The sequence below is a fragment of the Nonomuraea sp. NPDC049649 genome, assembly GCF_040675175.1.
Lineage (GTDB): Bacteria > Actinomycetota > Actinomycetes > Streptosporangiales > Streptosporangiaceae > Nonomuraea.
The window spans coordinates 1-18,391 of the sequence record NZ_JBFAOH010000054.1; the positions used below are offsets into that span (position 1 = coordinate 1).

The 18,391-nt window shown below is 72.1% G+C and carries 17 protein-coding genes; 8 read left to right on the forward strand and 9 right to left on the reverse strand.

The genetic code is table 11. The features are described 5' to 3' along the window. The first annotated feature begins 88 nt into the window (after positions 1-88). Positions 89-1,021 (forward strand): sugar kinase, encoded by a 933-nt coding sequence (locus AB0J42_RS34780; RefSeq protein ID WP_364302202.1) that lies wholly within the window; start codon positions 89-91, stop codon positions 1,019-1,021. On the opposite strand, the gene AB0J42_RS34785 is transcribed toward AB0J42_RS34780, so the two are convergent. From AB0J42_RS34785 to AB0J42_RS34795, 3 genes are read right to left on the reverse strand one after another with little or no spacing between them, the layout of a single operon-like run. Continuing rightward, entirely contained in the window at positions 1,018-2,283 is a 1,266-nt protein-coding gene (locus tag AB0J42_RS34785; RefSeq protein ID WP_364302204.1) for a cytochrome P450, read from the reverse strand. The genes AB0J42_RS34780 and AB0J42_RS34785 overlap by 4 nt on opposite strands. Further along, entirely contained in the window at positions 2,280-2,486 is a 207-nt protein-coding gene (locus tag AB0J42_RS34790) for a ferredoxin (protein WP_364302207.1), read from the reverse strand. The genes AB0J42_RS34785 and AB0J42_RS34790 overlap by 4 nt, the downstream gene beginning before the upstream one ends. Next, the gene (locus AB0J42_RS34795; RefSeq protein WP_364302209.1) at positions 2,483-3,100 is read right to left on the reverse strand and encodes a helix-turn-helix domain-containing protein; all 618 of its coding nucleotides are present in this window, start codon (positions 3,098-3,100) and stop codon (positions 2,483-2,485) included. The genes AB0J42_RS34790 and AB0J42_RS34795 overlap by 4 nt, the downstream gene beginning before the upstream one ends. 194 nt (positions 3,101-3,294) lie before the next feature. Between AB0J42_RS34795 and AB0J42_RS34800 the strand changes: the two genes are divergently transcribed. Together AB0J42_RS34800 and AB0J42_RS34805 are read left to right on the forward strand one after the other, a co-directional pair. Next, positions 3,295-4,224 (forward strand): hypothetical protein, encoded by a 930-nt coding sequence (locus AB0J42_RS34800; RefSeq protein WP_364302211.1) that lies wholly within the window; start codon positions 3,295-3,297, stop codon positions 4,222-4,224. Positions 4,225-4,448: 224 nt separating this feature from the next. Further along, positions 4,449-5,789: a N,N-dimethylformamidase beta subunit family domain-containing protein gene (locus AB0J42_RS34805; protein ID WP_364302213.1), complete on the forward strand. Its 1,341-nt coding sequence runs from the start codon at positions 4,449-4,451 to the stop codon at positions 5,787-5,789. A 10-nt stretch (positions 5,790-5,799) separates the two neighbouring features. On the opposite strand, the gene AB0J42_RS34810 is transcribed toward AB0J42_RS34805, so the two are convergent. After that, positions 5,800-6,201, reverse strand: coding sequence for a PPOX class F420-dependent oxidoreductase (locus AB0J42_RS34810; protein ID WP_364302215.1), 402 nt, complete (start codon positions 6,199-6,201; stop codon positions 5,800-5,802). Positions 6,202-6,234: 33 nt separating this feature from the next. Between AB0J42_RS34810 and AB0J42_RS34815 the strand changes: the two genes are divergently transcribed. Next, positions 6,235-8,514 (forward strand): glycoside hydrolase family 95 protein, encoded by a 2,280-nt coding sequence (locus tag AB0J42_RS34815; protein WP_364302217.1) that lies wholly within the window; start codon positions 6,235-6,237, stop codon positions 8,512-8,514. On the opposite strand, the gene AB0J42_RS34820 is transcribed toward AB0J42_RS34815, so the two are convergent. Beyond that, on the reverse strand, positions 8,501-9,664 hold the full coding sequence (locus AB0J42_RS34820; protein WP_364302219.1) for a cytochrome P450: 1,164 nt from the start codon (positions 9,662-9,664) through the stop codon (positions 8,501-8,503). The two genes, AB0J42_RS34815 and AB0J42_RS34820, sit on opposite strands and share 14 nt — an antisense overlap. 175 nt (positions 9,665-9,839) lie before the next feature. Between AB0J42_RS34820 and AB0J42_RS34825 the strand changes: the two genes are divergently transcribed. Beyond that, a complete protein-coding gene (locus AB0J42_RS34825; protein ID WP_364302221.1) occupies positions 9,840-10,985 on the forward strand; it encodes an SGNH/GDSL hydrolase family protein in 1,146 nt (381 codons plus the stop codon). Positions 10,986-11,081: 96 nt separating this feature from the next. Here AB0J42_RS34825 and AB0J42_RS34830 read toward each other — a convergent pair whose 3' ends face one another. From AB0J42_RS34830 to AB0J42_RS34840, 3 genes are read right to left on the reverse strand one after another with little or no spacing between them, the layout of a single operon-like run. Next, positions 11,082-12,407 carry an MBL fold metallo-hydrolase gene (locus AB0J42_RS34830; protein ID WP_364302223.1) on the reverse strand — a complete coding sequence of 442 codons (1,326 nt, stop codon included), beginning with the start codon at positions 12,405-12,407 and terminating at the stop codon, positions 11,082-11,084. A 23-nt stretch (positions 12,408-12,430) separates the two neighbouring features. Beyond that, positions 12,431-13,279 (reverse strand): aldo/keto reductase, encoded by an 849-nt coding sequence (locus tag AB0J42_RS34835; RefSeq protein WP_364302225.1) that lies wholly within the window; start codon positions 13,277-13,279, stop codon positions 12,431-12,433. Between the two features lie 55 nt (positions 13,280-13,334). Continuing rightward, positions 13,335-14,498: an acyl-CoA dehydrogenase family protein gene (locus AB0J42_RS34840; RefSeq protein WP_364302227.1), complete on the reverse strand. Its 1,164-nt coding sequence runs from the start codon at positions 14,496-14,498 to the stop codon at positions 13,335-13,337. Between the two features lie 63 nt (positions 14,499-14,561). On the opposite strand from AB0J42_RS34840, the gene AB0J42_RS34845 reads away from it, so the two are divergent. The 3 genes from AB0J42_RS34845 (at position 14,562) to AB0J42_RS34855 (ending at position 17,194) form a co-directional block, all read left to right on the forward strand. Then, positions 14,562-15,722, forward strand: a complete 1,161-nt coding sequence (locus tag AB0J42_RS34845; protein ID WP_364302229.1) for a CoA transferase — start codon at positions 14,562-14,564, stop codon at positions 15,720-15,722. A gap of 31 nt (positions 15,723-15,753) precedes the next feature. After that, complete coding sequence (locus AB0J42_RS34850; protein WP_364302232.1) at positions 15,754-16,422, forward strand: GntR family transcriptional regulator; 669 nt, start codon at positions 15,754-15,756, stop codon at positions 16,420-16,422. Between the two features lie 106 nt (positions 16,423-16,528). Then, the gene (locus AB0J42_RS34855; RefSeq protein ID WP_364302234.1) at positions 16,529-17,194 is read left to right on the forward strand and encodes a thermonuclease family protein; all 666 of its coding nucleotides are present in this window, start codon (positions 16,529-16,531) and stop codon (positions 17,192-17,194) included. A gap of 6 nt (positions 17,195-17,200) precedes the next feature. Here the strand turns inward: AB0J42_RS34855 and AB0J42_RS34860 are convergent, their stop codons facing one another. Further along, positions 17,201-18,376: an ATP-binding protein gene (locus AB0J42_RS34860; RefSeq protein WP_364302236.1), complete on the reverse strand. Its 1,176-nt coding sequence runs from the start codon at positions 18,374-18,376 to the stop codon at positions 17,201-17,203. Positions 18,377-18,391: the final 15 nt, after the last annotated feature.

An 18,391-nucleotide genomic window follows, 5' to 3' on the forward strand; every position in this document is an offset into this window, starting at 1 on the left:
CGGCGACCGGACTAGACCGTCACCCCGGCTCCCGCCGAGTCCCTTCACCAAGCACCGTAGTGGTGCCTGCGAGAAAGAGGGTGCCCTAGTGACCGGGTACGACGTCGTCACGTTCGGCGAGGCCATGGCGTCCCTGCACGGCCCCGGGCCGCTGCGGATGGGCGGCGACCTGACCCTGTCCGTGGCCGGGGCCGAGGCCAACGTCGCCATCGGCCTGGCCAGGCTCGGTCACGCGGTCCGGTGGGCGGGCGTGCTCGGAGACGACGAACTGGGCCGCCTCATCCTGCGCACCCTGCGCGCCGAGGCGGTGGATGTGACCGCCTGCCGACTCGACCCGTCGCGACCGACCGGGCTGCTCCTCCAGGAACGCCGCATCGGGGACATCATCCGCGTCCACTACTACCGCGCGGGCTCCGCAGGCTCCGCCCTAACCTCAGCCGACGCCACCCGCGCCCTGGGCAGCGCATCGATTCGAGTGCTGCACGTCACTGGGATCACTCCGGCGCTTGGGCCGGAACCGGCCGCCGCCGTAGTGCGCGCCGTCCGACTGGCCGCCGAGCGTGGGGTGAGGGTCTGTCTTGATGTGAATTATCGGGCCAAGCTGTGGAACCGGGAGGACGCGGCTGCCGGGCTCCGGCCGTTGCTGCCGTACGTGAATGTGCTGGTGGCGTCGGAGGACGAGCTGCCGCTGGTGGCCGAGAGCCCGGAGGCGGCGCTGGCGGCGGGGCCGGGCGAGGTGGTGGTGAAGCTCGGCGGCGACGGCGCGGAGGTCTGGACGGAGGGTGGGCACGTGCGCGAGCCCGCTGTGCCCGTGCAGGTGGTCAACCCGGTCGGGGCCGGTGACGCTTTCGTGGCCGGGTATCTGTCGGGGCTGCTCGACGGGCTGCCGGTAGCCGAAAGGCTGCGGCGGGGTGTGGTGCTCGGGGCGTTCGCCGTCGCCTCGCACGGTGACTGGCACGGGCTCCCCGACCGGGCCGAGCTGTCGCTGCTCGCCCTGCCCGGCGGGGAGACCGTCCGTTAGCCGATCCTGATGGGCAGCGTGCGGGGGCCGCGGACCTGGCCGGAGGACCACGTCACGCCGTCCGGGTCCGCCAGGGTGAAGGAGGGGACGCGTTCCAGCCACACTTCCAGGGCGACCCGCAGCTCCATGCGGGCCAGGTGGGAGCCCAGGCAGCGGTGGATGCCGAGGCCGAAGGCGGCGTGCCGGTTGACCTCCCGGTCGATGATCACCTCGTCCGCCCGGTCGAACTGCGCCGGGTCGCGGTTCGCCGCCGGGAACGACAGCAGGATCCAGTCGTCGGCCTTCATGTCGACGCCGTTCCAGTGCATGTCCTCCTTGACCAGGCGGGCCATGGTCACGGGGGCGTAGGCGCGCAGGAACTCCTCCATCGCCGTCGGCAGCAGCTCCGGCTCGGCCACCAGCCGCTCGCGGTCGGCCGGGGTCTTCGCCAGGTGCCACAGCGACGCGCCGATGGCGCTCCACGTGGTGTCGATCCCGGCGATGAGCAGCAGCGCCATGGTTCCGGACACGTGCTCCGGCTCCAGTTTGCGCCCGTACAGCTCCGCCTCGATCAGGTACGTGGTCAGGTCGTCGCGCGGGTTCTCCAGATGATCGTGGATCTGCTCGTACAGGTAGTCGAACAGCTCCTGCATGTTGGCCATGCGATCGTCCGGCGGCAGGTTGACGCCTTCGAGCGCGTGCTCGATGAACACCCGGAACCGCGGCCCGTCCTCCGGCGGGAAGCCCAGCATGTCGGAGATGACCCGTACAGGGATGTGCTGCGCGTAGTCGCGGGCGGCGTCCACCACGTCCCGGCCCTCGAACGCGTCGATCAGCGAGTGGCAGTAGGCCCGCGCCGCCGCCTCCCGCTTGGCCACCTTGGTCTTGGTGAACGCCGGCAGCAGCAGCTTGCGGGCGTCGTGGTGGAACGGCGGGTCGGAGGAGATCGGCGGGGTGCTGCCCACCGGCGCCAGGTCGAGCGGCGGCCGGTAGTTGCCCATGATGATGGCCCGCGACGAGAAGCGCTCGGTGTCGTAGGCGATGGCCGCGACGTCCTCGTACCGGGTCGGCAGCCACCCGCCGCCGAACCGTTCGGTGCGGGCGATCGGGCAGCGCTGCCGCAGGTCGTCCTGGATCGGGTACGGGTCCTCGTACCACTCCGGCTCCAGGTGGGAGAAGTCGGTCGCCCAGTCCGAAACAGGGCCGGTGACGACCTCGCTCCGGGTGCCGAGGACTTCCCCGTCGTCCGGGTCGCGCCGGGTGAAGCGGTCGTCGACGCTCATGTGGGCTCCTCCTCGGAGAGGGTGATCGCGCTTTCCGGACAGTTGGCGACCGCCAGGCGCGCCGTGCGCTCCTCGCCGGACGGCACCGCGCCGTCGCCGATCACCGTCCCGTAACCTTCGTCGTCCTCGCCGAACAGGCCGGGCGCGATGTCGTAGCAGCGGCCGTGTCCTTGGCAGCGCTCCGGGTCGATCTGAACTTTCACGGTGTCCGATCCTTTTCCGTGGTGTCGTCGGCGGGCGCGAGACCCCGGACGACGCGGGCGAGCAGCGCGGCCCACTCCGCCTCGTCCACGGCGTGCATGTCCGGCGGGACGAGCGCGCTGCCGATCGCGAGCAGGAAACAGAAGTGGGCCAGCGCCTCCGGTGAGACCGCCGGGTCGAGCGCGCCGTCACCCTGGGCGGCCCGTACCAGCCCGGCTATCCAGTCGGCCCGCTCGCCCACGTACTCGCGTGTCGGCTTGGCGACGTCCTGGTCGCGGCGTGCGGCGGCCAGCGCCTCCACGAGGAGGTAGCCGGGGGCGTCGCGGCTGCGGGGGAGCCGGCGTCCGAGGGCCAGCAGCAGCTCGGTCGCCGACCGGTCCGGATCGTCGGCGAGCAGGTCGGCCAGCATCTGGCCGGCGTGCGCCCGCAGCGCCTCCAGCAGCAGGTCCGCCTTGGAGGCGAAATGGGCGTAGAGCGCGCCGTTGCTCACCCCCGCGGCGGCGGCGATGTCGGCCACCCTCGTGCCGTCGTACCCGCGCTCCGCGAACACGTCGGCCGCGGCCCGGAGCAGCCGCTCACGGGTTTCGGCGGCGGTGACTCCGGCGATGCGCCCCATGCACGAATTAAAAGACCGTTCATTTGATTCGTCAACGGGCTTTCTCCATCAGAGTCAGCGAATCGGACAATCAGCTCTTGGGGGGAGGAAACACTAAGGTGTTGCGGCGCTGCCCAGGTCTGCGGTACTGATCGCCGATGCTGTTATTACGGGCGATCAACAGAATCTCCGGCCTGGCCGACAGGATTTCCGGAATGCGGATGGGAAAGGCCTGGGAGGACCCCGCGCTGGACCGGGCCCTGCCGCAGGTCAGAACGGGACGGCTGGAGCACGGCCTGGAGCTGATCAAGCAGGCCCGCGGCGACCACGAGCTGCGGGCGCTGCGCGTCGTGGAACTGGCCGATGCCGCCGCCGCGCACACCGCCTCCCTGTCGCGGCAGGCGCAGGACGACCCCGACGCCCTTCTCTGGCTCGGCGCCGCCCGCGTCAAACACGCCTGGCAGATCCGCGGCGGCTCCTACGCCAAGTACGTCGGAGCGAAGCGCTTCCAGAGCTTCTGGCAGGTGCTGGATGAGGCCGAGGCTCCCCTCCGCCAGGCGGCCCAGGCGCTCCCTGACGACCCCGTGCCGTGGGACCAGTTGCAGTGGCACGCCATGGGCATGTCGGCCGGCCGGGACGAGCTCGACGACATCTGGAAAGAGCTGACCGCCCGCGACCCCCACCTGTACACCGGCCACTACAGCCGCACCCAGGCGCTCTGCGAGAAGTGGTACGGCTCGCGGCATGAGCTTCTCGCCTTCGCCCGGGAAACCGCGGCCTCGGCGCCGACCGGCGACCCGGTGACCGCCATGCTCGCCCTGGCCCACTTCGAAATCGCGTGGGACGAGAACGACGACACCCCCGCCCAGGAATTCCTGGAAGGCTACTTCGGCGACCCGGCCGTGGCGGACGAGCTGAGCCGCGCGGCCGACCGATGGCGCGACGGCTCCCGCCCGCATCCCCGCTCCCTGGACGCCGCCCACCTGTTCGGCGCCGCCTTCTACTTCGGCGGGCACCTCCGCCGCGCGCAGGAACTCCTGAGCGAGACGGGCAGGCGAGTCCCCGAGATCCTGCCGTGGTCGGCCGCGTCTCTCACCCCGGGCCGCCGCTACGCCCGCGCCCTGCGCGACCTCGGCCTCACCTAGTCCGACGCACGGCGCCGGCAGGCGTCATGCGGGTCAGGCCGTCTTGAGGATTCTGATGGTGAAGTCGATCGCGGTGGTGAGCCGTGAGACCTTCCTCCGGGTCCGCGCCTGGGCGAGGGAACAGGGCCACCCCGTCAGCGACCGTTCTCTGCGCTGTCATCGGAGGGTAAGCACTTCGCCAAAGGCCGCGGCCCGGACGGAGGCAGCCCCGAGCATGGGTGATCGTGCGTCACGTGCTCGCCGCCCTGGTCCTGCTCGCCGCAGGCTGCGCCGCCCCCGCGCCCGTCGTCCCCGCGCCGCGCGCCCCGGTGACCGCCGCCGCCTCCGAACCCGCCGCGCCCGTGCCCTGGCGCATCACCAAGCGCGGCGCGGAGCACGAGATCGAGGGCTACGCCGATCGGGTCAGCGTGCTGCCGGGGGAGCGGTTCCGGCTGCTCGTCTCCACCACCGCGCCGCGTTTCACCGCGTCGGCGTTCCGGATGGGCGCCAAGCCGGAGAGGGTCTGGCGTTCGGAGCCGACCCGGGGGATCAAGCAGCCGCCGCCGCGGACCGTCGAGGGCATGGTGACCGCCGCCCACTGGAAGCCCTCGCTCACCGTCGACACCACCGGCTGGGCCGAGGGCGCCTACCTGGTCCGGCTGGATGCCTCCACGGGCGGCCAGCGCTACGTCCCGATCACCGTGCGATCGGCCTCCGCCGAGGGCCGGGTCGTGATCCTCAACGCCGTCACCACCTGGCAGGCGTACAACCTGTGGGGCGGGCGCAGCCTGTACAGCGGCCCCGGCGGGTTCGCCGACCGGTCCCGCAAGGTCACCTTCGACCGCCCGTACGACCACTCCGGCGCCCGGCTCTTCCTCGACTTCGAGTGGCAGGCCATCCGGCTGGCCGAGCGGAGCGGCGTCCCGCTGGCCTACCTGACCAGCCTCGACCTGCGGCCAGGAGCGCTGCGCGGCGCGAAAGCCGTGGTGTCGCTGGGCCACGACGAGTACTGGTCCCCGGCGATGCGCAAGGCCGTCACCAAGGCCCGCGACGCGGGCGTGAACCTGGCCTTCCTCGGAGCCAACGCCGTCTACTGGCGGATCGGCCTGCACGGCAGGATGATCATGTGTGACAAGGAGACCCAGTGCCCGCTCTGGCGGCGGTCGGACCCGGAGAGCGCGCTGGTCGGCCAGATGTACGACTGCTTCCCCGCCGAGGCGACCTACCACGTGACCAGGCCCAGCCACTGGATCTTCAAGGGCACCCGAGGCAGAACCTTCCCCGGCCTGGCCGGCGTGGAGACCGACAAGGTGTCACCCGGCTCGCCCGGCAACATCAAGGTGCTCGCCGAATCCCCGGTCGACTGCGGCGGCCGGGCCACGGTCAGCCACACCACCTACTACGTAGCCCCCAGCGGCGCCGGCGTCTTCGCCTCCGGCACCATGCGCTGGGTCTGCGGCATGAAGGGCAGAGCCTGCGGCCACGGCGTGACCCGCGCCGCCCGCCCCTTCACCCGCCGCGCCACCCTCAACCTGCTCACCAGATTCGCCAAGGGCCCGGCAGGCACCCCGGCCGAGGACTCCTAAGGACCCCGCCTCACACCGCGCTGCCCGCCACGCGGTGCGGGGTGATGCGGATCGTCACGCGGACCTTCTCTGGAGGCAGCCGCAGGTACTCCTCGCCGCCCCCTTCGCCCTCGTACTCCTCCGCGAGCTGGACCGCGAGCCGCCGCCCCTCGTCCTCGGTGATCGAAGCCGTCCCCCGGACCTCGACGTACCTCTCGGGGTCCGACCCGTCGAACACGCAGAGGCTCGCGCGGGGGTCCCGCTCCAGGTTGAGGACCTTGCGCCGGCCCGCCTGGGAGGAGATGACCACGTCGTCGCCGTCGGTGCCCAGCCAGACGACCGAGGTCTGGGGGCTGCCGTCGGGGTTGAGGGTGGCGAGGACGCCGAGGTTGGGGGCGCGGAGGAGGCTGCGGGCGGAGTCGCTGAGGCTCATGATCAGCAGCATAGGACGGGGGACAATGGCGGCATGACGAGCGCCCCCGACGATCTGACGCTCTGGTACGAGGAGCCCGCCGCCGACTGGGAGACCCAGGCGCTGCCCATCGGCAACGGGCCGCTGGGGGCGATGGTCTTCGGCGGCGTGAGAGGCGAGCGGATCCAGTTCAACGAGAAGACGCTGTGGACCGGCGGCCCGGGGCACGACGGGTACGACTTCGGCAACTGGACGGCGCCGCGGCCGGGCGCCGTGGAGGAGGTGCGGCGGCGGATCGACCGGGAGGGGAGGGTCCCGGCCGAGGAGGTGGCGGCGGCGCTGGGGCAGCCCAAGACCGGGTTCGGCGCGTACCAGACCTTCGGCGACCTGCACCTGGACTTCGGCGAGCACGGCGAGCCGGAGGGCTACCGGCGGGAGCTGCGGTTGGCGGAGGCGGTGGCGCGGGTCCGCTACACCGCCGGAGATGTCGCCTACAGCCGTGAGTACTTCGCCGCCAACCCCGGGAACGTGATCGCGGCCAGGCTCACCGCCGGCCGGGGCGGGGCGGTGTCGTTCACGCTGCGCCACACCTCGCCGCGCGACGACAAGACCGTGACCGCCGAGGGCGGCCGGCTCACGATCCGGGGGCGGCTCGCGGACAACGGGCTGGTGTTCGAGGCGCAGGTGCAGGTCCTCGCCGAGGGTGGGACGCGTACGGACGAGGGGGAGACGGTCACGGTCACCGGCGCGGACAGCGCGGTGCTGATCCTGTCCGCCGGGACCGACTACGCCGACACCTACCCGCACTACCGCGGCGAGGACCCGCACGCCCGGGTGACGGCGGCGGTGGACGCGGCGGCCGGGCTGGGCTACGACGCGCTCAGGGCCGCGCACGTGGCCGACTACCGGGAGCTGTTCGGCCGGGTACGGCTGGATCTCGGGCAGTCCGCGCCGGAGATCCCCACCGACCGGCTGTTACGCCGCTACACGGGCGGCGGCGGGCCGGAGGACCGGGCGGTGGAGGCGCTGCTGTTCCAGTACGGCCGCTACCTGCTGATCGCCTGCTCCCGCGAGAACGACCTGCTGCCCGCCAACCTGCAAGGCGTGTGGAACGACTCGACCAGCCCGCCCTGGTCCGGCGACTACCACCTCAACATCAACCTGCAGATGAACTACTGGCCCGCCGGACCGGCCAACCTGCACGAGACGACCAGACCGTACGACCGGTACATCGCCTCACTGACGGCCCCGGGGAGCAGGACGGCGAGGGAGATGTTCGGCGCCCGCGGCTGGGTGGTCGGCAACGAGTCGAACCCGTTCGGCTTCACCGGCGTGCACGACTGGCCGACCGCCTTCTGGTTCCCGGAGGCGGCGGCGTGGGCTTCAAGACATTTGTACGACTCGTACCGGTTCACCGGAGACCTGGACTACCTGCGCGAGACCGCCTACCCGGTGATCAAGGGGGCGGCCGAGTTCTGGCTGGACTTCCTGCACACCGACCCCGCCGACGGCCGGCTCGTCGTCTCGCCCAGTTACTCGCCGGAGCACGGCGGCTTCTCGGCCGGCGCCTCGATGTCGCAGCAGATCGTCCGGGAGGTGCTGGCCGCCGCGCTGGCCGCGGCCACGACGCTCGGCGTGGACGAGGAGTTCCGGGCGGCGGCGGGGGAGGCGCTGGCCCGGCTCGACCCCGGCATCCGGGTCGGCTCGTGGGGGCAGCTCCAGGAGTGGAAGCGCGACTGGGACTCCAGGACCGACACCCACCGGCACGTGTCCCACCTGTACGCCCTCCACCCCGGCGACCTGATCGCGGCGGGCAGCCCGGAGGCGGAGGCGGCGGCGGTGTCGCTGGCGGCGCGCGGCGACGGCGGCACCGGCTGGAGCAAGGCCTGGAAGATCAGCTTCTGGGCGCGGCTGCTCGACGGCGACCGCGCCCACCGGATGCTCGGCGAGCTGCTGCGCCACTCCACGCTGGACAACCTGTGGGACAGCCATCCGCCGTTCCAGATCGACGGCAACTTCGGCGCGACCGCGGGCATCGCCGAGATGCTGCTGCAGAGCCACCGCGGGGTGGTGCACGTGCTGCCCTCGCTGCCCGCCGCCTGGAAGGACGGCGCGGTGACGGGGCTGCGCGCCCGGGGCGACGTGACCGTGGACGTCACGTGGCGGGACGGCCTCGCCGAGACCATCACCGTGCGGCCGGGCCGCACCGGCCCGATCACGGTCAGGACGCCCGCCGGGCGCTACCGCGTCCACGACCTGGACCAGGAGACCGAGACCGGCACCCTGACCTGGCACGCCGAAGCGGGCCGCGGCTACCTGATCACCCGGTCGTGACCGTCAGTCCGCGGATCTCGTAACCCCCGATCGCGTCCTTGAAGCCCACCCGGGGCGCCGTCGCCATCCGGATCCCCGGCAGCGCGAAGAGCCGGGTGAGGAAGACGTCGGTCTCCAGGATGGCGATGCCCGCGCCGGGACACCGGTGCGGCCCGTCACCGAACGCCAGCACCGCCGGCCCCGCCCCGCCGTCGAGGGACCGCCCCGGGCACGCGGACAGCGGCTCGGCGCCCACCGCCCGCTCGTCGGCGTTCGCCTCGTCCACGAGGAGTTCGACCACCTCGCCCGCCGGGATCGTGACGTCGCCCGGCAGTTCGAGCTCCGCGGTGGTGCGCCGCCGCAGCCGCGCCACCGCGGGGTCGAGCCGGAGCAGTTCGTGGAGGATCGCCAGCCGCTCCGGCTCCTCCGCCTCCCGATACCGCTTCAGCAGCGTCTCGTCGCTGAACAGCTGCCACGCGGCGACGCAGATGAACTCCCGCGTGGTCACCATCCCGGCCGCGGCGAACGTCAGGCACTCGCCGAGGATCTCCGCGTCGGTGCACCCCTCGGCGATCAGGTGGGAGATGAGGTCATCGCGCGGCTCCCGGCGGCGCGGCCGGACCGCGGGGCGGACGTCGGACAGGTAGATGCTGCCCCAGCTCTGGATCTGCCGTCCCATCCAGTAGAGCCCGCTGAGGCTGGTGAAGCCGGGCCTGCCGAACTTCTCCGGGAAGAACCGCTCCAGCCTGCGCCGGATGCCCGGCTTGCTCTCGGTGAGGCCGATGACCGCGCACGCGACGTCGATCGCCATGCCGAAGCTCAGGTCGGACAGCTCGGCCGAGCCGCCCGCCCGCAGCCCGGCGAGGTGCCGCTCGGCGATGTCGGCCATCAGCCCCCGGTAGTGCTCGTCCACCCGGCGCGGCGTGAAGTAGCGCGCGGTCTGCCGCCGGTGCTCGCGATGCTCGGGGCCGTCGCGGTAGAGAACGGGACGCCTGATCTTCGCGGGCGTCTTCTCCACGGTCTCGATGCCTAACCCGGCCTGCACGGTGTCGTGGGCGCGGAGCACGGCCCGCGCCTCGGCGAATCCCCGCACCTGCCAGGTGCCGTCCTCGGCCCGGCTGGCGGGACAGGTCCCGGTCGCGGTGCGCTTGATCTTACGGGCGTCGTCCATGACCCCGACGATCTCATCACGCGGTGACGCGCGCCATCTCACGACGGGGTGATGACCGCGCGACCGGTAAGCTCGCCGTTGTAGCCGGTGATCAGCTCCCGGCCCCTTCGTACCCCGTCAGGCGATCATCTGCCATAGGCTGACAAATCTCGATTTCTGGTGATCGGAGGGACTGTTGGGACGCTGGGTGCATACGTGGGCGTCCGCGCCGCAGCTCACCGAGCCGGAGAACCTCCCGCCCCATGCCCGGGACGGCCTCGTCCTGGCCGGCAGCACCCTCCGGCAGACCGTGCGGGTCTCGGCCGGCGGCGAGCGGCTGCGGCTGCGGTTCTCCAACGCGTTCGGCACGGCGCCGCTCCGCCTCGCCGCGGTCACCGTCGCGCTCCCGGTCGATGGGCGGGCCGGGGGGAGCGCGGTCGTGCCGAAGACTCTCCGGGCGGTCACGTTCCACGGGCGGCCCACGGCGTCGGTGCCCGCGGGGGCGCAGGTGGTGTCCGACCCGCTGGAGTTCTCGTTGGCCGACGGCGCCGTGCTGGCCGTCACCCTGCGCCTCGCCGAAGGGCTGGACCCGGCGGGCGTCACCTCCCACCCCGGCTCCCGTACCACCTCCCACCTGGCCGTCGGCGACCAGACCGGCCGCGCGGAGCTGACGGGCGCGACCCCGGTCGAGCACTGGTACTTGTTGAGCGGGGTCGAGGTGGAGGCGTCGGTGCCGGTCCTCGCCCTGATCGGCGACAGTCTCACCGACGGCCGGGGATCGACCACCAACCACAACGACCGCTGGCCCGACCAGCTCTTCGACCGGCTCGGCGGCTTCGCCGTCGCCAACCAGGCCGCCGGCGGCAACCGCGTCCTCAACGACGGGCTCGGTCAGAACGCCCTCGCCCGTCTCGACCGCGACATCCTCGCGCTGAGCGGCGTCCGCTGGCTGGTCGTCTTCGAAGGCGTGAACGACCTGGGCACCGCCCCCGCCGAAGACCAGGAGGATGTCGCCGCCGACCTGATCGCCGCCTACGAACAGATCGCCGTCCGCGCCCACGCCCACGACATCCTCGTGTACGGAGCCACCCTCACCCCCTTCGGCGGCCACGACTACGACGACCCGGCAGGCCACCGCGAATCCGCCCGCCAAAAGATCAACACCTGGATCCGCACCAGCGGCACCTTCGACGCCGTCCTGGACTTCGACCAAGCCGTACGCGACCCGTCCAACCCCCGCCGCCTGCTCCCCTCGTACGACGTAGGCGACCACCTCCACCTGAGCCCAACCGGCTACCACGCCCTCGCCAACGCTTTCCCCGCCCACCTCCTGAAAGCTTGAACCGCGCGTCCCCCGAATCGCGCGCCCCCTGGATCGCGCGTCCTCCAGACTCCGCACCCCCGCGCGTCCCATACGCGGGGCTGGGCCGGGTGGGTGTCAGGCGGCGTGGCTTGTTCGGAGTTCGGCGATCACGTCCGGGATGCCCGCGCCGTCGAGGGCGATCGCGGAGTAGCCCCGGCGGGCCAGTTCGCTGGCGGCGATGGCGGCGCGGCGGCCGGAGGCGCAGGCCACGTACACCGGCTCGGAGCGGTCGAACGGGACGTCCTCGGTGAAGACGTCGGGCAGGTGCAGGCCGACGGCGTTCTCCAGCCGGGCCGACTCGCGTTCGTCGCGCATCCGTACGTCCAGCACCTGCGCGCCCGGCTCGGACACCCGTCGGGCGAAGTCGCGCAGGCCCAGCAGCTCGTACGTCTGGGTGGCCGCGTCGCCGGGATGCCGGACCACGCCCGCCACCTCGTCCACGCCGATCCGGGCGAGCTGGGTGACCGCCTCGTCCACGTCCTGGCCGGGCTCGGCGACCAGGGTGATCGGCTCTCCGTACGGGATCAGCCATCCGGCCCAGCTGCCGAAGTCCTCGTCCAGCGAGATGCCGAGCGATCCGGGCAGCATGCCGCGGGCCTGCGCCCGCCGGGGCCGGATGTCGACCACGTGCGTCCCTTCGGCGGGTTCGTCCAGCTCGGGTACCCGGACCGGCGGCATGGGCGGCACGCCCAGCGTGTTGGCGGGACCCATGAAGGGATAGAAGGCCGGGATCGGCTTGGGCGCGGCGAGCAGCCGGTCGGCGAAGTCGTCGGCGTCGTCGATCCAGAGCAGCGGGTTGCGGTCGCGTTCGGCGCCGATGGTGGAGGTGGTGCGGCCCGCGCCGCCGGAGGTGCAGAACGAGCCCGCGCCGTGGGTGGGGAACACCTCGACCTCGCGCGGCAGCCGCGCCAGCCGGCGCAGCGACCCGTGCTGGAGCCGGGCCAGCGACCGGGCGCGTTCGGGGCCGAGCAGGTCGGTCCGGCCCGCCGCGCCGATGAGTAGGCTCCCGCCGGTGAACACCGCGGTCATCTCCCCGTCGAGGAGGATCAGGTAGCTGGTGTGCTCGGGGGTGTGGCCGGGCGTGTGCACGGGCCGGATGGTCAGCCCGCCGCCGTGGATGTCCTCCAGGTGGAAGGCCGGCGTGTGCCGGTAGGCGGCGCCGGAGGCGGCGGGCAGCACGAGTTCGGCGCCGCTGCGCAGGGCGGCCTGCTCGGCGCCGGACACGTAGTCGTTGTGCAGGTGGGTCTCCAGCACGAACCGCGGCTCCACACCGCGCTCCTCGGCGGCGCGCAGGAAGCGGTCGATGTCGCGCTGGGGGTCGACCAGGATGCCCTGCCCCTCGTGGGTCAGCAGGTAGGACTGGTCGCCGAGGCCTGGGGTCGGGAACGTGATGACGTCCATGCCGACCCCCTACCCTGCAAACCTCACCCCAGGCGGGCCAGCTCCTCCGCGGTCAGCTCCAGCGACGCGGCGCCGGCCGAGTCGAGGATGGACTCCGGGCGGCTGGCGCCGGGGATCGGGATGACCACGGGGCTGCGGGCCAGCTCCCAGGCGAGGCAGACCTGCTGCGGGGAGACGCCGCGGGCCTCGCCGATCTCCGCGAAGGCGTCGCGCAGGTCGCGGGCGCTGCGCATGCCGCCCAGCGGCGACCAGGGGAGGAAGGCGAGGCCGAGTTCGGCGCAGACGTCGATCTCCGGCTCGCTGGAGCGGAACCGCGGCGAGTACTGGTTCTGCACGCTCACCAGGCGGTCGCCGAGGATGGCGTGGGCGGTCCTGATCTGCTCCGGGTTCGCGTTGGAGATCCCGGCCATCTGGATCTTGCCGGCGTCGTGCAGGTCCTTCAGCGCGCCGATGGTCTCCTCGTACGGGACCTTCGGGTCGGGACGGTGGTGCTGGTAGAGGCCGATGCTCTCCACGCCCAGGGCCTTCAGCGAGCGGTCGCAGGCCTCCTTGAGGTACTCGGGGCGGCCGTCGACGTCCCAGCCGCCGCCGGGTGTGCGCACGTGGCCGCCCTTGGTGGCCACGAGCACGTCGTCGGAGGAGCCGGACCAGAGCGACAGGGCCCGGGCGACCAGCCGCTCGTTGTGGCCGGGGTCCTCGTGCGAGGGGGTGTAGGCGTCGGCCGTGTCGATCAGCGTCAGGCCGGCGTCCAGGGCGGCGAGCAGCGTGCGGATCGACTGCTCCTCATCGGGCATGTGACCCGCCACCGACATGGGCATCGCCCCGAGCCCGATGGCGCTGACCTGGCGGTTTCCGATGGTACGTGTCTGCATGGGTCCAGCTTGGCGGCTGGAGTGCACTCCAGGTCAACTGGGTTTTCAGTGCCCGTCAGTGGAAGGCGCCGACGCCCGTCAGCGCCTTGCCCAGGACGAGCTGGTGGATCTCCGAGGTGCCCTCGTAGGTCAGCACCGACTCCAGGTTCACCGCGTGCCTGATCACCGGGTACTCCAAGGTGACGCCGCTCGCGCCGAGCAGCGTGCGGCACTTCCTGGCGATCTCGATGGCCTCGCGCACGTTGTTCAGCTTGCCGGCGCTCACCTGCTCGGGGGTGAGCGTGCCGGCCTCCTTCAGCCGCCCCAGATGCACCGCGAGCAGCAGGCCCTTGCCCAGCTCCAGCGCCATGTCGGCGAGTTTCTCCTGGGTGAGCTGGAACGACGACAGCGGCCGGGCGAACACCTCGCGTTCGGCCGCGTACGCGATCGCCGTCTCCAGGCAGTCGAGCGCCGCCCCCATGGCGCCGAACACGATGCCGAACCGGGCCTCGTTCAGGCAGCCGAGCGGCCCGCGCAGACCCCTGGCCTCGGGCAGCAGCGCGTCGGCGGGCAGCCGGACGTCGTCGAGCACCAGCTCGCTGGTCACGCTCGCGCGCAGCGAGACCTTGCGCTTGACGTCGTTCACGGTGAACCCGGGCGTGCCGGCCGGGACGAGGAAGCCCCTGATCCCGTCGTCGGTCTGGGCCCACACGACCGCCACGTCGGCGACCGAGCCGTTGGTGATCCAGAGCTTGGTGCCGTTCAGCACCCAGTCGCCGCCGTCGCGCTTGGCGTGGGTGCGCATGCGGGCCGGGTCGGAGCCGAAGTCCGGCTCGGTGAGGCCGAAGCAGCCGATCAGCTCGCCGGCCGCCATGCCGGGCAGCCACCGCTGCTTCTGCTCCTCACTGCCGTACTTCCAGATCGCGTACATGGCGAGCGAGCCCTGCACCGACACCAGGCTGCGCAGACCCGAGTCGGCCGCCTCCAGCTCCAGGCAGGCGAGCCCGTACGCGACCGCGCCCATCCCGGCGCAGCCGTAGCCGTCGAGGTGCATGCCGAGCAGGCCGGTCGCGCCGAGCGTGCGGGCCAGCTCCCTGGCGGGCAGCTCCCCGGCCTCGAACCAGCCGGCGACGTGCGGCCGGATCTCGCGGTCGCACACCAGCCGGACCGTGTTCCTGATCTCGCGCTCCTCCTCGGTCAGCAGCGTGTCGACGGCGAACAGGGCGGTGGGCGAGATCATGGCGTGCCTCCATGTAGATTGGATCCAAAATCCAATACTGCCATAGCTAGGCTGAGCAACACCATGGACGAATTGCGACAACACGGGACAAACGGCAAGACCGCGCTCGACGGGCTGCTCGTGGCCGACTTCAGCCGGGTGCTGGCCGGGCCGTACGCGACCATGCTCCTGGCCGACCTCGGGGCCGACGTGGTCAAGGTGGAACGGCCCGGCGCGGGCGACGACACCCGCCACTGGGGGCCGCCCTACGCCCCCACCGGCGAGGCCACGTACTATCTCGCCGTCAACCGCAACAAGCGGTCGATCGCCCTCGACCTGCGCGACGAGCAGGACCTGGAGGTCGCGCGGGCGCTGGCGGCCCGCGCCGACGTGCTCGTGGAGAACTTCCGGCCGGGCACCATGGACCGGCTCGGCCTCGGATACGAGGAGCTGCGCGCGCTCAACCCCGGCCTGGTCTACTGCTCGGTCACCGGGTTCGGGTCCGGCGAGGGGGCGGAGCTGCCCGGCTACGACCTGATCGCGCAGGCGGTCGGCGGGCTGATGAGCGTCACCGGCGAGCCCGGCGACGGCGGCACGAAGGCGGGCGTGGCCCTGGTGGACGTGATCACCGGCCTGCACGCCACGCTCGGCGTGCTGGCCGCGCTGCGCCACCGCGACCGCACCGGCGAGGGCCAGCAGGTCGAGGTCTCGCTGCTGTCGTCCCTGCTGTCGGCGCTGGCCAACCAGTCTTCCGCCTACGCCGCGGCCGGGGTGGTGCCGGAGGCGATGGGCAACCGGCATCCGAGTGTCGTCCCGTACGAGGTGTTCCAGGCTTCGGACCGGCCGATCGTCATCGCGGCCGGGAACGACCGGCAGTTCCGGGCGCTCTGTACGGTGCTGGACCGGCCGGGGCTGGCCGAGGATCCCTCGTACGCGACGAACGCCGGGCGGGTCGTGGCCCGTGACCGGCTGGTGGAGGAGCTGAACGAGGCGCTTTCGGCGCGTACGGCGGACGAGTGGTTCGGGCTGCTCAGCGCGGCCGGGGTGCCGTGCGGGCCGATCAACGACCTGGCCGCCGCCTTCGCCCTCGCCGACGACCTCGGACTGGAGCCCGCGGTGGAGATCGACGGCGTGGGCCAGGTCGCCAACCCCCTCCGCCTCTCCGCCACCCCGCCCATCTACCGCCTCCGACCCCCCTCGCTTGGCCAGGACGAGGACTGGCTCCGGAAGCTGCTGGACCGGTAGGGCGCTCCGTGGGGCGTGAGATATTGGGGCGGTGGGTGCGGATGAGGGGCGGCGGCGGCCGCCGACGGCTCAGCAGTTCGTGCTGGAGGAGCTGCGCCGCGCCATCACCACCGGGCGGCTGAAGCCCGGTGCCCCGATCCGGCAGGACGCGCTGGCCGAGGAGCTGCAGGTGAGCCGCGTCCCGCTGCGTGAGGCGCTCAAGACGCTGCAGGGCGAGGGCCTGGTCCGCTACGAGGCGCACCGGGGCTACTTCGTCGAGACGCTCTCGCTCGACGATCTGCGCGAGGTCTACCGCATCCGCGAGCTGCTGGAGGAGGAGGCCGTGCGCCGGGCCGTGCCGCGGCTGTCCGACGCCGACCTCGACCGGCTCCAGGCCCTCCAGGACGAGGTGGAGCGGGCCGCCGCGGCGGGCGACGTGCTCGCCATGACGAACGCCAACCGGCTGTTCCACATGACGCTGTTCGACCTCGCGGGCATGCCCCGGCTGTCCCGCATGATCAGGACGCTCTGGGACGCCACCGACGCCTACCGGTCGATGTACTACGGCGGCGCGGGCAACCGCGAGCGGGTGGTCAAGGAGCACCACGCCACCCTCGACGCGCTGCGCCGCCGCGACGCCGGCGAGGCCGTGGCCACGCTGACCGTCCATCGGGCGCACGCGGTCGCCGAGCTGGAGTCGCTGCTCCCCGCCGACGCCTGACGCCCCACCGGAAGTCACATTTCGAACTCATCTGCCATCCTGTGCACCTTTTGTCGCACGTATGCGTCTATATCTCACTAGTTAAAACTTCAACAGGAGACGCATCGTGCACATCCGTTCACTGGTGGGGGCCGCCGCCGCGGCCGCGATCCTGTCGGCCGGAGTCGCCGTCCCGGCCCAGGCCGCCGCCCGGCCGTCGAACCTCCCCAAGGGAGCCGTCGCCGTCAAGGTGGTCAAGATCGTCGACGGCGACACGGTCGACGTGGTCCGCAAGGGCAAGAGGATGCGGGTCCGCCTCCTCGAGGTCGACACCCCCGAGCGGGGCCAGTGCTGGTTCCAGGCGGCCACCGACCGGACCGCCGCGCTCCTGCCGCTCGGCAAGACCGCCTATCTCGTACGGGACAAGGACCCGAAGGACCGCTACGGGCGCTGGCTCTACTACGTGTGGAACGCCAAGGGCGTGCACGTCAACCGCAACCTGGTGCGCTACGGCTACGGCAAGGCGGTGCTGTACAAGCCGAACGACCGCTACATCAAGATCATGCGTGCCGAGGAGCGGAAGGCCAAGAAGCAGCGGCTGCGCATCTGGTCGGGCAAGTGCGACAAGCGCGAGCCCCGCAAGCCCAGCGTGAAGCAGGGCGGCACCGACCCGCGCTACCGCACCTGCGCCGAGGCCAACGCCGCCGGCTACGGCCCGTACCAGCGGGGCCGCGACCCCGAGTACGCCTGGTACCAGGACCGCGACCGCGACGGCCTGGTGTGCGAGCGCTGACCCCGCTCAGTCCTGGGCCAGCGGGAGGCGCATGACCAGGCGTGCGCCTCCCCGGTGGTCGCCGACGTAGAGGTCGCCGCCGTACCCCTGGGCGACCTCGCGGCCGATCGACAGGCCGAAGCCGGACCCGTTCGGGTCCTTGCTGCGCGCCTCGTCCCGGCGGTACATGCGGTGGAAGATCTTCTCGCGATCCTCGGGCGGGATGCCGGGCCCGTCGTCGATGACCTCCAGGAAGGCGTACGGCGGCTCCGTGCGCACCACGATCTCGATCTTCGACGTGGTGTGCCGCTCGGCGTTGGCGACCAGGTTGGCCAGCACCCGGGCCAGCCGGACCCGCGAGGCCCGCACCTGCACGTCCGGTTCGAGCCGGGTGATCACCTGGATCAGCGGCGGGTGCGCCTCCAGCTCCTCCCTGACCAGCCTGGCCAGGTCGACCCGGTCGTGCGCGGGTGGCGTCGCCGTGTAGAGGCGGGCCAGCACCAGCAGGTCGGAGACGATGTCGTCGAGCCGTTCGACGTCCCGGTACAGCTTTCTCAGGGTCTGGCGCAGGTCGGCCTCGGGCTCGCTGAGCACGACCTCCAGCTCGGTCAGCAGCCCGGTGATCGGGTTGCGCAGATCGTGGGTGGCGTCGAACAGGAACCGCTGCTGGTGCTCGATGGCCTCGTGCAGCGCCGACACCGTCCGCTGCTCCTGCCGGAGCGCCTGCTTCAGCCGGGAGTTGAGCTCCAGCAGGTCGCGGGAGCGGTAGAGGTGCGCCTTGAGCCCTTCGCCCTCGCCGGGGATGGAGGGGACGTCCCGCACCAGGGGGGTGACGTCCTCGGCCCAGGTGACGATCCAGCTCAGCTCGCCGTCCCGGCCGAGCACCGGCACCTGCACCAGCGTCCAGTAGCGTTCCTGGGGCAGGCCGGTCCCGCCGGGCCGGATGTCGTGCCGGACCAGCGGGACGACGTCGAGGTCCTTCGTGCTCGCCACCCGTCCGATCGAGGCTCGCAGCGCGTCCACGAAGTCCGGAGGGCTGCCGAAGGCGGTCAGGAACGACTGCCCGACGAGCTCCGCCCGGGTGCGGCGGGTCTCCTTCAGGCAGGCGTCGTTGACCGCCACGATCTCCAGATCCGGCGTCACCACCGCGCACGGCGTCGGTATGGCGTTGAACACCGCCGCGTAGTCGAGCTTGGCCCCCATCGCACATTCCCCCCT